The following is a 13,615-nucleotide window of genomic DNA, read 5'->3' as shown; positions in this document are numbered from 1 at the left end:
CGATGACCACCATCGACATCCACGGGATCAGCCTGGGCATCGAGTCGTTCGGCGACGACGACGCCCCACTCGTCCTGCTCGCGGGCGGGACCACGATGCTCTCCTGGCCCGACGCGCTCTGCGAGCGCCTTGCCGCCGGCGGACGCCGTGCGGTGCGCTACGACCTGCGTGACAGCGGGGAGTCGACGACGGCGGACCCGCAGGCGCCCTCCTACACCCTGCGCGACCTCGCCGCCGACGCGGCGGCCCTCGCCGGCGTGCTCGGCGGCGGGCCCGCGCACCTGGCGGGGATCGGCGTCGGCGGAATGGTCGCCCAGGTGGCCGCGCTCGACCATCCGGGCGCGTTCTCGGCGCTCACCCTGGCCGGCACCCGCGCTGTCGCGCCCGGCCCGGTCGACGACGACCTCCCCGACCACGACCGGGCGGCGATGGGCAGGCTGTTCGCCCGTCCGATGCCGGACTGGGCCGACCGCGAGGCGGTGGCGGAGTTCGCCGCCGGCAGCGCGGAGATCCTCGGCGACGACCCCGCCGCCGCGCGTGCGACCGCCGCGCGCGTCTGGGACCGCACGCCCGGCACCGCGCCCCCGGTCCAGATGGCCAACCAGATGGGCATGGTGTTCTCCAGGCTCGACTGCGGACCACGCTGGCGCGAGCGCCTGCCCGGGATCAGGGTTCCCACGCTCGTCGTCCACGGCCGCCACGACCGGTTCTTCCCCGTCGGAAACGGCGAGGCGATCGCACGCGAGGTTCCCGGGGCGCGGCTGCTGGTCCTTGAGGAGGCCGCCACCGCGATCCCCGGGACGGCGGCCGGCGAGGTCGCCGAGGCGATGCTCGCGCTCGGGTAGGGGGCGGCGTGCGCCGCACAGGTGGCGGTGGTCACCGCGGGCGCCCTGCTTCCCGCGGTCGCGCACGTCGGCTCCTCCCGCGCCCACCGGGCCCTCCAGGCCACGTCGACATCGCCGCGCCCGGCCCGAACGGCACCCCTGGTCTGTCGGGGACCCCCTCGACCCGGAACGGGCCGCCGGCCTCGGGCGGCACCTGCGTAGCCGGGTGCCGCCCGAGGCCGGCTCGGACGCCTGGGAGGGGCGATCGCCGTCGTGGCCTTCCGGCGACGCGTACGGCGTGCGGGAAGCCCTCCGGGACGACGTCCTTGAGGAAGAGGCCGGGAACGTGGTCGAGTCCGTTCGGCTCGGCGGCGTCGCCGCGGAGCGATTCAAGGCCGCGCAGTTCCCGGCTCGCCTCGCGGCCGGCTCCCGTGGCCATCCCGCTGGGTCTGGGCGCCGTGCTCCTCGGCCGCCGGACGGCCCGGGTGACGACCACGGGATGACCAGCGCATGGCCTCGCACCAGGCTGCTGTGGCCGGCCGTCCACGACAGCATCTCCACCGAGGCGGCGGCCCGGCGGCTGCCGCGCGCTCCGGTGCGGGCGGACCTGCTGCGCAACACCGGCCCGGACGGCGACCGGTGGAGCATGCACGACCCGCTCGCCCGCTACGCCGGGGAACGCCGTTCGGCGGCGCCCGCGCCGGAGGTGACCGGCGGGAGCCGGTGCGTATCCAGTGCGCGGGTGCGGCTCGCGCTGCCGTGGGCGGTGACCGTCGTGGCGCTGTCGCCGGCGGACCGTCCGCCCCTACGGTTCGGCGACGGCGGTGGCGTCTTCACCGGGGACGTCCGGGAACGAGTGGTGCTCGTGCGCCACGACCCAGCGGCCCTGTTCCCTGCGCAGCCCGAGGGTGAGCCGCAGGCGGTTCTCCGGTTGTGCGGCCAGTTCCCGCGGCGTGCCGCAGCGCACCAGGGCGTGGCCGAAGGCGACGTCTCCTCCGACGGTGACGTCGAGGGACTCGATCTCGAAGGCGGCGCCCTGTGCCTGCCAGGCGAAGAAGGGCGGCCACGTCTCGCGGTAGGCGTCGATGCCGCGGACGCCCTCGTGGGGCGGTGGCACGTCGAACATCACGATGTCCTCCGCGTGATCGGCCAGGACACCGTCCAGGTCGCCCCGGTGAACCGCCGCGGCCCACCGCTCGATCAGCGTACGGATCCGCTTCTCGTCGTCGGACACGGCTCGACTCCTCGTGGTCTCGGCGGCACCGCTGCGCGATGTGCTCTTGGATGTGTGTCTGGTCGTAGAAGACTGCCGCCGGTGCCGAAACTCATCGCGGGCAGCCGGGACCGAGCCCCGTGAGCCCGCCGATCCGGCACCGCGACCGCCCACCGTCCTCCGCGGCGGACCGCGTCTGTTCCCGGGGGAGGCGACCGGCGGGGCCGGGATGCCGTGCTTCGGACGCCGACCTCGCGAAGATCCACCGGGCGGGCAAACGGGGTGAACCCGTCACGCTCGGACATCCGGACCGCGTGCGCCGCGGCACAGGGCGTCCGCGGCCACACGGATCCGGCCGGTGCCAGAGATCTTCCGCACCCCTATTGCAACGTTGTAACAGTCGATGCAGCATGAGACGCACCACCAACGGCGAGGAGGCGCACCATGGGGGCGCACGTGTTCCCCGGAATCAGCACGAGCGAGCTGGACGTCGATGTCGCGGCCGACGTGTCCGCCCTGTACGAGGACGGCATCACCGCCCGCAAGGGGGCCTTCCCCGTACCGTGGGTGGACCGGCTGCGCGAGGACGTCGAAGCCGCTTTCGAGGAGGCTCTGGCCCGCCCCGGCGGCGCGGTCGGGCGCGGGCCGAACCGCTACTACGTCGAGATCCACCCCGAACAGATCGACGGCTTCGTCGAACTCGTCGACCACCCCTGGGTGCGGTCCGTGTGCACCGCGGTCCTCGGGCCCGACTACCGCATCGTGGAACTGGGTTTCGACGTCCCGCTGGCGGGCGCCGTGCACCAGCCCTGGCACCGGGACTTCCCCATCCCCGAGGAGACCCGGCGCGAGCGCCGACTCACCTCGCTCGCCTTCAACGTGACCACCGTCGACACCGCACCGGACATGGGACCTTTCGAGATCGCGCCGGGCACCCAGTGGGACGACGGCCCCGACTTCGAGCACGGCATGTTCCCGCCCAGGTCGCGCTACGGCCGCTACCAGGAACGCGCGGTGCGCAAGTATCCGCAGCGCGGCGACATCTCCGCCCGGACCGCTCTGACGATCCACCGGGGCACGGCCAACGAGTCGGCCAGGGCCCGCCCCGTCCTCGTCCTCGGTGTGGACGGACCCGAGGCGGCCAACGGTGAGCGGCACGACATGGCGATCACCCGCGGATACCGTGACACGCTGCCCGACCGGGTGCGCCGGCACCTCGACTGCCCCGTGGTGGAGGAGCTGACCCCGGTGGTGCAGAAGCACACCATCGAAGGCCTGGTCATGGGGGACGCCTGAGCCGCGCCTCGCTCCCGAGTCCCGGGTGCGGGCCGTGCGGCCGGGACCACGGGGCGGAGGAGGCCGCAATCGATTTGGAGCAGGCCGAGGTGGGGATCGGCGCGTGTCGCCCGGGGATCACAGGGCCAGCCACGCCGTCGTGTCGCCCGGCAGGCGGCCTGCCTCCAACTCCTCGCTGGACAGGAGCACCTCGCTGTGGGCGGGCAGCGTCACCGGATCGCCGGAGAGGTTCGCCACGCACCGGAACCCGGGGGCGCGGACGAACGACAGCACCGGGTCGTCCGGAGCGCTGTCCCAGGTGAGCGTGCCGTCCCCGAGCGCCGGGTGGCTGCGGCGCAGGGCCAGCGCCGACCGGTACAGGTTCAGCATCGACGACGGATCGCGGTCCTGGGCCTCGGCCGTCAGCGGCTTCCACGCGTCGGGTTGCGGGAGCCAGGGCGGCGTCCCGGCGCCGTCGGAGCTGAATCCGAACGGCGGGCCGTCCCCGCTCCAGGGCAGTGGGACACGGCAGCCGTCACGCCCCCGGTCGGTGTGCCCGGAGCGATGCCAGGTGGGGTCCTGGAGCAGTTCCTCGGGAAGGTCCTCGACCTCCCACAGGCCCAGTTCCTCTCCCTGGTACAGGTACGCGCCGCCGGGCAGGGCGAGGGTGAGCAGGGCGGCGGCCCTGGCCCTGCGGGTGCCCAGCCGCAGGTCCGCGGGCCCCCGCAGGTCCGCCAGGGAACGCACCGGCCCGTCCGGCTGCGGCCTGGCGTAGCGGGACACGTGCCGGGCGACGTCGTGGTTGGACAGCACCCAGGTGGCCGGAGCGCCGACCGCGCCGAGCGCGGTGATCGACTCGTCGACGACGCGGCGCAGGTGGTCGGCGCGCCAGGGTGCCATCAGGTAGTCGAAGTTGAACGCGGTGTGCAGTTCGTCGGGGCGGACGTAGCGGGCCAGCCGCTCGGGGAAGCCCGCCCACGCCTCCGCGACGAACGTGCGGGGGACGTCGTACGCGTCGGCGACGGTCCGCCAGCCCTGGAAGATCTCGTGCACCTCCTCGCGGTCCCAGTGCGGATGGTCCAAGTCGCCCGTCCCTTGGAGGAGCTTGCCGTCGAGGGAGCCGATGTCGGGCAGACCGGGTGCCTTCACCAGGCCGTGCGCCACGTCGATGCGCACTCCGTCGACGCCGCGGTCGAACCAGAAGCGCAGGATCGACTCGAACTCGGCCCGCACCTCGGTGTCGTCCCAGTTCAGGTCCGGCTGCTCGGGGGCGAACAGGTGCAGGTACCACGGGCCCGGCGAGCCGTCGGGCTCGGTGATCCGTGTCCAGGCGGGGCCGCCGAAGACGCTTTTCCAGTCGTTGGGCGGCAGTTCGCCTCCGGGGCCGCGTCCCGGCCGGAAGATGTAACGCCTCCTGGCGGGGGAACCGGGCCCGCCGGACAGCGCCTCACGGAACCACGCGTGCGCGGACGAGGTGTGGTTCGGCACGATGTCGATGAGGACGCGCAGCCCGTGCTCGTGCGCCTCCTCCACCAGTGCCCGCGCGTCCTCCAGCGTGCCGAAGACCGGGTCGATGTCCCGGTAGTCCGCGACGTCGTAGCCGCCGTCGGCCATGGGGGACGGGTACCAGGGGGTCAGCCACAGCGCGTCGACGCCGAGTCCGGCGAGGTACGGAAGGCGCTGCCGCACCCCGGCGATGTCGCCGATGCCGTCGCCGTCGCCGTCGGCGAAGCTGCGGATGTACACCTCGTAGATGACGGCGTCGCGCCACCAGTCGGCGGTGGTCCGGGCGAATGCCACGTCTCTCCTCAGGGCGTGATCGGGATGTCGGACGAGGGGTCGCCTGCCCCGGCGGTGCCCGCGGCGGTCCCGTGTCGGAGGGCCGGCACCGAGATCACCGCGCAGGCGGCGCCGGGGCCGCAAGCGGCCCGTCAGCGGAAGGCGTTCCACAACTGTCTGCCCGTCCCGCCGCCGAAGATGTCCGCGGAGGGCACCGGTGGGGCGGGGGAGGGGCTGGAACCGGCCGGGACCCTCCCCCGGCCGCCTTGCCGGAGAACCTCCCGGTGAGCGGGGCCCGTCCGGGCCGGGAGGAGACGGCCGGACACGAGGGCCTGGACGGCGAAGGCACCGGGACAACGGGAAAGGACGGGCCGCGTCCGCTACTCGAGCAGCGCGCGGGCCTGTTCGCGCGCCGACGCGGCGGCCGGGACCGGTGTGCCCCGGTGGGCGTATGTCGTCCCGCTGCTCGGCATGTTCTCCCTTGTCGCGGCGACGTTCCTGGAGGGCCGGTCCCGTTCGCGGGTCGCGCCCTCGGTGTCGCTCACCGTCCACTGCGCCACCAGCGCCGTCCTCTTCTCCGTGCTGGCCGTGGGAGCCGGAGCCGCCGCACCGCCCGCCGAGGGCGCGTTCTGGCTCGCGGTCGCCTGGCTCGTAGGTCTTTCCACCTTCGGCGGTTACGGGTTGTACTGGCTCATCCTGAGGCGCTCCGGCGTCACCGAGGTCAACACGTTGATGTTCCTGATGGCTCCGGTCACGGCCGTCTGGGGAGCGGTGATGTTCGGGGAGCCGTTCGGCCTCCAGACCGCTTTCGGACTGATCGTCTGCCTCTCGGCCGTCGTCATCGTCCACCGCGGCGAGGGCAGGCGGGGGGGACGGAGGCGGCAGGGGGCCCGACCGTCGCCCAGCGCCCGCCGGCAACCCCGGCCACCCCGGTCACGCGCCCGTTTGACAGACCCGGTCAGCCGAGCGGAGCCCGCGGGTTTCCCCGCATGTGATGTGGATCACGGCGGAGGGAAAACCCGCGGCCCGGCCCGGGCGTCTAGCGGGTGTGGGATCAGTCAGGGCAGCACTGCGCGAGATGGACGAGGAGCGTCTCGTCCGGCTGGTGGCAAAGGGTGACCGTGCCGCGTTCGAGGAGCTGTACCGGCGTACGTCGCCGTGGATGGCGGTGCGACTGCGCCGCCGGTGTGCGGACGAGCAGATCGTCGCGGAGGTCATGCAGGAGACCTACCTGGCGGTGTGGCGCGCGGCGGGCGCGTTCGCCGGGACCGCGGCCGGGGGGAGCGCCGTCGGTTGGCTGTGGACGATCGCGGCGCGCCGCCTGGTCGACGCGTTCCGGCGCAGAGCTCACCACGCGGAGCCGCCGCCGGCCGCCGCCGTGCCCGACGCGGCGCCCGCCGCCGAGGAGGAGGCGCTCGCGGCGGGCGTCGGCGGTGACGTCGGGGACGCGCTGCGGTGTCTCGCGCCGGAATTTAGACAGGTACTGCAGGCCATGGTGCTCGACGGACTGTCCGTCCGGGAGACCGCGGTCCTGCTCGGACTGCCCGAGGGCACGGTCAAGACCCGTGCCCGCCGGGCCCGGATCGCGATGCGGAGGGCGCTGACGTGACCGGAGAGCACGCGTCGACGCGGGCCATCGAGAGTTACGCGCGCGGCGGCACGGACCTCGTCGCCGACGAGGTGTGGGCCGTGGAGGCCCATCTGGAGGTGTGCCGGGTGTGCCGTGACCGGCTGTCTGCCGCTGTCGGTGCCGGGGCGCCCGCCGTGGCGGCGCTGGTCGACACCGTGTGGTCCGGCCTCGAGCCCCGGCTGGCGGTCACCGCCACGATGCCGCGCGGACGGCACTGGCCGGCGCGGCTGTCGCGGTGGCTGACGCCCGCGATGGTGCCCTGGCTGGCCATGGTCTTGGGCGTGACGCTGCTGGCCCTGCTGCTCGACCTGGCCGGTACCGGTTCCGGCGAGGTGTCGCTGGTGCTGCTGTTCGCGCCGGTCCTGCCCGTGCTCGGCGTCGCGGCGTCCTGGTCGCGGGGTCTGGACCCGGCCTACGAACTGACGGCCTCGGTGCCCAGGGCCGGGCTCTACCTGGTGTTGCGGCGCACCGCGTCCGTGCTCGGCGTGGTCGTCCCCGCACTGCTGGTGGGCGGATGGGTGACGGGGGTGATGGTGGCGCAGTGGCTGCTGCCCTGCCTGGCCCTCACAGCGGCGACGCTGGCGCTCGGCGGTGCCATCGGTGTGACCCGCGCCGCTGCCGTGCTGGCCGCCGTGTGGGCCGCCGTGGTCGTGGCGCCGACCCTGGCCACCAGCCGTACGGTCTTCGCCCTGCAGACGGGCGGCCTGCCCGTGTGGGGGCTGGTCCTCACCCTCGCCATCGGTGCCGTGATCGCCCGCAGGGGCGCGTACTCCGTGCTGGGAGCCCATCGATGAGCACCGGAAAGGAACACCACATGACATCCGCGGTGAGCGCGTCCGGCATCGCGCCGAAGGCCTACGCCTGGGAGATCCAGGCCAGCGGACTGAGGGTCAGGGCCGGCAGGAAACGGATGGCCGTCGACGGCCTCGACCTGTCACTGGGCACCGGCGTGCACGGAATCCTCGGCCCCAACGGGGCGGGCAAGACCACCCTCATCCGGACGATGGCCACCGTCCTGCGCCCCACCGAGGGCACCCTGGAACTGCTTGGCGAGCCCGTGGGCGGCATGGGCGATCACCGGGCGCTGCGCCGCCGGATCGGCTACCTGCCGCAGGAGTTCGGCTACTACAAGCGCTTCACGGTGCGTGAGTTCGTCGAGTACATGGCGTGGTTGAAGGAAGTGCCGAAGGCGGAGATCCCCGCGGCGGTGCAGCGCGCCGTGGAGCGGGTGGGTCTGGCGGACCGCGCCGACGAGCGGATGAAGGCACTGTCGGGCGGCATGGTGCGCAGGGTCGGCATCGCCCAGGCCATCGTCAACGATCCGTCGATCCTGTTGCTGGACGAGCCCACGGTCGGCCTGGACTCGACCCAGCGGCTGCACTTCCGCAGGCTGCTGCAGGAGTTGGGCACGGACACCTGCGTGGTCGTCTCGACCCACCTGGTGGAGGACGTCGCCGCCGCCTGCACCGGCGTGGTGCTCTTCGCCGAGGGCCGGCTGGTCTTCCAGGGAACCCCGGACGAGCTGGCCGCGGCGGGCGGCCCCGGGCACGTGGGCGACAACCCCCTGGAACGCGGCTACTCGGCGCTGCTGCAGGGCCGCGGCCGGGGAAGGGGCGCCTGGTGAACATCCGCGTCCTGCGCATCGAGCTGAGGCGCTCCGTCGCCCCGTGGGCCGGCGCCGTGGTCCTGACGACGGCGCTGGCGTTCCTGTACCTGGTGAACGCCGCGTGGTGGAGGGGCACCACGGCGTGGACGGCCCAGTGGACGCCCATGGCCCTGTGGACCCGCGGCCTGCTGTTCTACCTGTGGCCGCTCGCTGTGGGGCTCGGGGCGCTGCAGGGCCTGCGCGACCACCGCTCGAAGATGCCCGAGCTGCTGAAGAGCACACCGCGGCCCGCCCGGCACCGCGCGGCCGCCCTGGCGGGCACGACGGCGATCACGCTGGCCTCGGCCTTCGCGCTCCTCGTCCTCGTGGGCGCGGCCCAGGTGCTCGCGGGCACCACGTACACACACCTCGGATGGCTGCCCATCTCGCTGGTGGGGGCGCTTTCCCTCGTCGCGGGAGCCGTGCTGGGCATGGGCGCCGGGCGGGCCCTGCCGTCCGTGCTCACCCCGCCCGCGCTGGCCATGGGCGCCTTCGTGTTCACAGTGCTCCTGCAGATGTCGCCGGGCCGGACGGAGACGGTCACGCAGGAGGGGTACCCGAGCGCGGAGCCGAACCGCATCTCACTGCTGTCGCCGGCGGTGCAGGAGGTGCGCCACGTGCTCGTCACCCTCTCCGCCCCCGTGCACGCCGGGCAGACGATCTGGCTGCTCGGCATGGCCGCGACCGGTTTCGCGCTGCTGGCCGCCGCGACCGCGCGCGCCCGGCTGCTGGCCCTGACGCCCGTCCTGGCGGGCACCGTGACCGCCTTGCTCGTCCTCCCCTCCGACCCGCGCCGGATGTACGTCGTCGACACGGCCGCCGCGGAACCGGTGTGCGACGGCCCGGTATGCGTGACCAAGGTGCACGAGCCACGGCTCGCCGGCCTCGCGGACCCCGCAAAAGAGGCGCTGCGCCTGCTGCGCGCTGCCCTGGGCGGCCGGGCTCCGGTCTCGGTCCGGGAGAACACCGCCGTACTGCCGGACGGCGCCATGCCGCGGTGGTCCCGCACGACCGTGCTCGTCGACTTCGACGACGACCTCGTCAGCGCGGCCAAGGGCGAGGAGTTGACCTGGGCCCTGATCGCCCGCGGCATGGTGCCGGGCTGCACACCCGTCGGCTGGAGCAGCTTCGGGGGAGAGGACATCGCGCGGAGCGTCGCGGCGGGCTGGGTCCTGGGGGACCTCAAACCGCTGCCCGGCACCGGGCCGTCCGACCTGCGCCAGGAGATCGACACCGAGGCCCGCAAGGTCTGGAAGGACCTCAGGGCGCTGCCGCGGGCCGAACAGCTCTCGCGGATCAACGCGATGCGCGCCGCCGCGCTCTCCTGCGAGGGAGACGCGCTCGAAGCCCTGACCGGCGGTGCGTCCCGGTGAGATGGGCGATGCTGTACGCGCGCTCGCGACAGGTGCCCGCCTCGCTCGCCGCGGTGGTGATCAGCGCGATGGCGGCATGGGCGCTCGCCCGCAACGGGGGCGCAGGGCCCGGTGATCCGCGGCTGCCCGTGCTCGTTCTCACCGCGGGGGCGATGGCGGCATCGACCGGGCTCAGCGGGCAGGACCTCGCGCTGGACCGGGCGGCCGCGATCCGCTGGGGACCCCGCAGGGCGGCGCACGTGCTGCTCGCAGGCGCGATCGTCGGCACGGCGCTGCTGGCGGTGCAGACGACGGGCGAGGACCTGGCCGCCACCGCGTTCGTCGTCCGGGACAGCGCGGGCCTGATGGGACTGGCCGCCCTGGGCGCAGCGCTCTCCGACGGCCGGTACGCATGGACGCTGCCGTTCGCCTGGCTGTCGTTCTCGTTCTTCGCCCCGCCCCCGACGAGTGTGCCCACGCAGGTGGCGGCCTGGATGCTGCTGCCGCCCGGCACGGCGGCGGGCACCTGGACGGCCCTGCTCCTCGCGGTCGTCGGCACCGCGGCCTACGCCCTCGCGGGGCCGAGGCGGTGACCGGTCCCGGCCATGGTCGAGGTCACCAGGGCGTTCGCGACGGATTCCTCGGGCAGCGGGCCCACGGGCACAGCCGCGAGGACGCAGACCCCGGCCCCTGCCGTCACCGGCGGCCACACGTACACGGGCCGCCCGGTCACCCTCGTCGCGTCCCGGGCCGCACCCGGGAGATCCCCGCCCGGGGCAGCGGTCAGGGGGCAAGGCCGGCCCGCGCGCCGCACGCCGGACGCAGACGCTCGGAGGCCGCCGGTGACTCCACGTCGGGGGCTCGGGGTGCCGCAGCGGCGCCCCGGTGCGGGGGCGCCGGTGGTGGCTGGGATGCTGCCGGGTATGGACGCGCAGAAGTTCGGGCCCGGCCGGGTCCGCCCCGCCGACCACGCCGGCCTGCTCTCCGGGCCTGTCCGCCGGGAGCCGGCAGGCGGACTGCCGGAGGGCCTGCTGACGACTGAGCCCGGACCCGCCGCCTGGCCGCCTGTGCCGGTCAGGACCGGGCGGCTGGTGCTGCGCGCGTCCGAGGCCCGGGACCGCGCGGTGTTCATCGAGCTGTTCGCCTCGCCGAAGGTGGGCGCCTACCTCGGTGGCCCCCGGCCGCGCGAGGAGCTCGAGCGCACCGTGCCCGCGGTGCCCGGGCGGCGCCCGGGCCTGTTCGTGGCCGAGCTCGACGGCGCGATGATCGGCATGGTCACGTTCGACCGGCGCGGTGCGGAGCGCCCGGGGCACATCCGCCCGGAGGCCGGGGAGGCCGAGCTCGGTTACCTGTTCCTGCCGCGGGCGTGGGGATGCGGGTACGCCGCCGAGGCGTGCGCTGCGGCGCTCGGCTGGTTCGCCGAAGCGCATCCCGGCGAGCCGGTGGTGCTCGCCGCCCAGGCCGCCAACGCCCGCGCGGTGCGCCTCGCGGTGAGGCTGGGGTTCACCGAGGTGGAGCGGTTCCGGGAGTGGGGCGCCGAGCAGTGGTTCGGCGTGTGGTCCCCGGCTCCGCCGCCCGGTTGAGCCGGTGCCCGGCAGCGCGGAGCCCCCGGGCGCATCGCGCGGCCGCCGGCCTCGGCGTGTTCGGATCCGGTGACCGCGCCGCCCATGGGCCGGCGGGAGCGTCTGGCGGAAGCGGGCCGGGTCGCGGAGGCGGTGCGGCAGACCTGGCTGCCGGTGTGCGGCACGTCGATGGCAGGCGGTGCGGGCGCCGGAGTGGGCCGGGCCGTGCCGCACCGTCCCGCGCACGAGGCGCTGCGCGCCGGTCCCTCCCGCCCGCTCCGTGTGGAGCCGAGCGGCCCCCTCGAACTGCCGTCGGCGTCACGGAGGCGTCACCGCGGCCCGGTCCCCGCCATCAGGGGTCCAGGGGGCGGCCCAGGTAGGGCGCCACAAGCCGGCGGAAGCCGGAGGACGGCCCCAGCCCCAGTTGGCTGCGGATCATCCGCCGGAAGAACTCGTAGTGCCGCAGGGCCTCGGCGACGTTGCCCTCCGCCAGGTGGATGTTCACCACGTGGCGGTGTGCGCTCTCGCGCAGCGGCTCCGCCTCCACCGCCGTCATGGCGCACTCCATGGCGGCGGCGAGTTCGCCGCCGTCGTGCAGCCTCCGGGACACCGCCTCCAGTGCGTGCAGCCGGGTCTGGCGGAAGTGTTCCCGGGCGACCACCAGCCAGTCCTCGGTCCAGTCGGGCAGCAGGTCCTCCCTCAGCTCGGCCGGGGCCGGCAGCGGCGCCGGGCCGCAGGCGTGTGACGAGACGAGGGCCGCGGCGCGCCGCTCGGCCAGGTGCAGGTCGACGCAGACGGTGGGGGCGAGCGCGAGGCAGTCGTCGTCGGCGTCGACCAACCTGTTCCGTCCGCTGCTGCGGGTCAGCCGCCACAGGGTGGAGCGCAGGCTCGCGCCCGCGCGCCGGACGGGCAGGTCCGGCCAGAACGTGGAGGCCACCAGGGCCCTGGTGGCCCCTTCCGGATGCAGGGCCAGCAGGGCCAGCAGCCGCTGCACGGAAGGGCTGAGAACCACCTTCCGGGACCGGATCTCCATGCTGAAGCGGCCCAGCAGGGCGAGGCGGGCCTCCCACTCCGGGGCCTCGTGCGGAGCCTCGGAGCCGGGCTGCCGGGAGGTGAGAACGTAGGAGGACGTCATGGGACTCTCTCCGTGAGGAACCGGTGCGACCGGCTTCCGGGTCCGTGAACGGACGGGGTTCCCGCCCCCGGGCGCGTCACACCCCCTTCGGAACTCCCGTGGCCCCCTGCACGGAGACGCGGTGGTGACGGGCGCCGCCTAGCGTCCCAGGGGTGGAGCGCGGCCCCGGTCCCGGCGGGGCGGGTGGCGCACGTCCGCGCTCCGCCGACGACCGTGAACCGTCCTCGCCCGGAAAGGGAGAGCCACCGATGTTCCGACACACCCAGCGGCTGCAGTTCGAAGCGAAGCCCGAGAAGCCCGACCCGGTGTACGCCCACAAGCTCCAGGAGCTCGTCGGCGGTGCGTACGGTGAGATGACCGTGATGATGCAGTACATGTTCCAGGGCTGGAACTGCCGCATCAAGGGCAAGTACAAAGACCTGATCATGGACATCGCCACGGAGGAGATCGGCCACGTGGAGATGCTCGCCACCATGATCGCCCGGCTCATGGAGGGCGCCCCCGCCACCGCGACCACCAAGGTGGCCACCTCCGACCCCGCCGTCGGCGCCGTGATGGGCGGCATGGATCCGCAGCAGGCGATCATCGCCGGAGGTGCGGCGCTCCCGGCGGACAGCAACGGCTACCCCTGGAACGGCCGCTACGCGGTGGCCAGCGGGAACCTGCTGGCCGACTTCTACGCCAACGTCGCCGCCGAGGCCCAGAGCCGGCTCCAGACCGCACGCCTGTACAACATGACCGACGACCCCGGCGTGAAGGACATGCTGAAGTTCAACCTCGCACGGGACACCTACCACCAGAACCTGTGGCTCGCGGCCATCGAACAGCTCCGCGAGGACAACCTGGAGGACGTCGTCGTCCCCGGCGGCCTCGCGGACGAGGAGCACCGCGAGCACGCCGCGACGCTGTGGCACCTGTCCGACGGCGAGGCCGCCGCCGCGGGCCTGTGGGCCTCGGGCCCGACCCCGGACGGCGACCACGAGTTCGGCGTGCTGGCCGACACCCGGCCGCTGGGCGACAAGGCGTCGCCTCCGCCTCCCGACCCCAGGCTCTTCGCCACGTACGACGGCAGCCTGGGCCGGCCCAAGGGACCGTCCCTGGGCACCGAGACGGGTCTCAGGGGCAAGCTCAGGGACACCTTCACGCCCGACGAGTGAGGTCACCGCGGGCCCTTCTGGCACGGGAAGGGCCCGCCCGTCC

Annotated in this window: 12 protein-coding genes and 1 pseudogene; 10 read left to right on the top strand and 3 right to left on the bottom strand. The window is 74.2% G+C overall.

Features of this window, described 5'->3' with window-relative positions; all coding sequences use genetic code 11:
• The first annotated feature begins 2 nt into the window (after positions 1 to 2).
• Positions 3 to 845: an alpha/beta fold hydrolase gene (locus QPK52_RS00190; RefSeq protein WP_410534733.1), complete on the top strand. Its 843-nt coding sequence runs from the start codon at positions 3 to 5 to the stop codon at positions 843 to 845.
• Between the two features lie 784 nt (positions 846 to 1,629).
• Here the strand turns inward: QPK52_RS00190 and QPK52_RS00185 are convergent.
• Complete coding sequence (locus QPK52_RS00185; RefSeq protein ID WP_410534732.1) at positions 1,630 to 2,058, bottom strand: YybH family protein; 429 nt, start codon at positions 2,056 to 2,058, stop codon at positions 1,630 to 1,632.
• A gap of 423 nt (positions 2,059 to 2,481) precedes the next feature.
• On the opposite strand from QPK52_RS00185, the gene QPK52_RS00180 reads away from it, so the two are divergent.
• On the top strand, positions 2,482 to 3,333 hold the full coding sequence (locus tag QPK52_RS00180; protein WP_410534731.1) for a phytanoyl-CoA dioxygenase family protein: 852 nt from the start codon (positions 2,482 to 2,484) through the stop codon (positions 3,331 to 3,333).
• Between the two features lie 117 nt (positions 3,334 to 3,450).
• Here the strand turns inward: QPK52_RS00180 and QPK52_RS00175 are convergent, their stop codons facing one another.
• Positions 3,451 to 5,112, bottom strand: a complete 1,662-nt coding sequence (locus QPK52_RS00175) for a glycoside hydrolase family 13 protein (RefSeq protein WP_410534730.1) — start codon at positions 5,110 to 5,112, stop codon at positions 3,451 to 3,453.
• Between the two features lie 390 nt (positions 5,113 to 5,502).
• Here QPK52_RS00175 and QPK52_RS00170 point away from each other — a divergent pair.
• The 7 genes and pseudogenes from QPK52_RS00170 to QPK52_RS00140 form a co-directional block, all read left to right on the top strand.
• A pseudogene (locus QPK52_RS00170) lies at positions 5,503 to 6,003 on the top strand (EamA family transporter); the annotation flags it as partial.
• A 166-nt stretch (positions 6,004 to 6,169) separates the two neighbouring features.
• Positions 6,170 to 6,700 carry an RNA polymerase sigma factor gene (locus tag QPK52_RS00165; protein WP_410540144.1) on the top strand — a complete coding sequence of 177 codons (531 nt, stop codon included), beginning with the start codon at positions 6,170 to 6,172 and terminating at the stop codon, positions 6,698 to 6,700.
• A complete protein-coding gene (locus tag QPK52_RS00160) occupies positions 6,697 to 7,515 on the top strand; it encodes a zf-HC2 domain-containing protein (protein WP_410534729.1) in 819 nt (272 codons plus the stop codon). The genes QPK52_RS00165 and QPK52_RS00160 overlap by 4 nt, the downstream gene beginning before the upstream one ends.
• A complete protein-coding gene (locus QPK52_RS00155) occupies positions 7,512 to 8,345 on the top strand; it encodes an ABC transporter ATP-binding protein (protein WP_410534728.1) in 834 nt (277 codons plus the stop codon). The genes QPK52_RS00160 and QPK52_RS00155 overlap by 4 nt, the downstream gene beginning before the upstream one ends.
• The gene (locus QPK52_RS00150; RefSeq protein WP_410534727.1) at positions 8,342 to 9,739 is read left to right on the top strand and encodes a hypothetical protein; all 1,398 of its coding nucleotides are present in this window, start codon (positions 8,342 to 8,344) and stop codon (positions 9,737 to 9,739) included. The genes QPK52_RS00155 and QPK52_RS00150 overlap by 4 nt, the downstream gene beginning before the upstream one ends.
• Entirely contained in the window at positions 9,736 to 10,311 is a 576-nt protein-coding gene (locus QPK52_RS00145) for a hypothetical protein (protein WP_410534726.1), read from the top strand. Before QPK52_RS00150 ends, QPK52_RS00145 begins: the two co-directional genes overlap by 4 nt.
• A gap of 330 nt (positions 10,312 to 10,641) precedes the next feature.
• A complete protein-coding gene (locus QPK52_RS00140) occupies positions 10,642 to 11,301 on the top strand; it encodes a GNAT family N-acetyltransferase (protein WP_410534725.1) in 660 nt (219 codons plus the stop codon).
• Between the two features lie 331 nt (positions 11,302 to 11,632).
• Here the strand turns inward: QPK52_RS00140 and QPK52_RS00135 are convergent, their stop codons facing one another.
• Positions 11,633 to 12,415: an AfsR/SARP family transcriptional regulator gene (locus QPK52_RS00135; RefSeq protein ID WP_410534724.1), complete on the bottom strand. Its 783-nt coding sequence runs from the start codon at positions 12,413 to 12,415 to the stop codon at positions 11,633 to 11,635.
• Between the two features lie 248 nt (positions 12,416 to 12,663).
• Here QPK52_RS00135 and QPK52_RS00130 point away from each other — a divergent pair, with 248 nt between their 5' ends.
• Entirely contained in the window at positions 12,664 to 13,572 is a 909-nt protein-coding gene (locus tag QPK52_RS00130; protein WP_410534723.1) for a manganese catalase family protein, read from the top strand.
• Positions 13,573 to 13,615: the final 43 nt, after the last annotated feature.

The organism is Streptomyces sp. KL2 (assembly GCF_046529545.1).
GTDB lineage: Bacteria > Actinomycetota > Actinomycetes > Streptomycetales > Streptomycetaceae > Streptomyces > Streptomyces radiopugnans.
This window is presented reverse-complemented; position numbering and strand designations above follow the sequence as displayed.

What these genes read in the sequence shown, in the direction of transcription:
- QPK52_RS00190 (WP_410534733.1), top strand. Translation starts at nt 3, where the DNA reads ATGACCACCATCGACATCCACGGGATCAGCCTGGGCATCGAGTCGTTC.
- QPK52_RS00180 (WP_410534731.1), top strand. Translation starts at nt 2,482, where the DNA reads ATGGGGGCGCACGTGTTCCCCGGAATCAGCACGAGCGAGCTGGACGTC.
- QPK52_RS00165 (WP_410540144.1), top strand. Translation starts at nt 6,170, where the DNA reads ATGGACGAGGAGCGTCTCGTCCGGCTGGTGGCAAAGGGTGACCGTGCC.
- QPK52_RS00155 (WP_410534728.1), top strand. Translation starts at nt 7,512, where the DNA reads ATGAGCACCGGAAAGGAACACCACATGACATCCGCGGTGAGCGCGTCC.
- QPK52_RS00140 (WP_410534725.1), top strand. Translation starts at nt 10,642, where the DNA reads ATGGACGCGCAGAAGTTCGGGCCCGGCCGGGTCCGCCCCGCCGACCAC.
- QPK52_RS00135 (WP_410534724.1), bottom strand. Translation starts at nt 12,415, where the DNA reads ATGACGTCCTCCTACGTTCTCACCTCCCGGCAGCCCGGCTCCGAGGCT.
- QPK52_RS00130 (WP_410534723.1), top strand. Translation starts at nt 12,664, where the DNA reads ATGTTCCGACACACCCAGCGGCTGCAGTTCGAAGCGAAGCCCGAGAAG.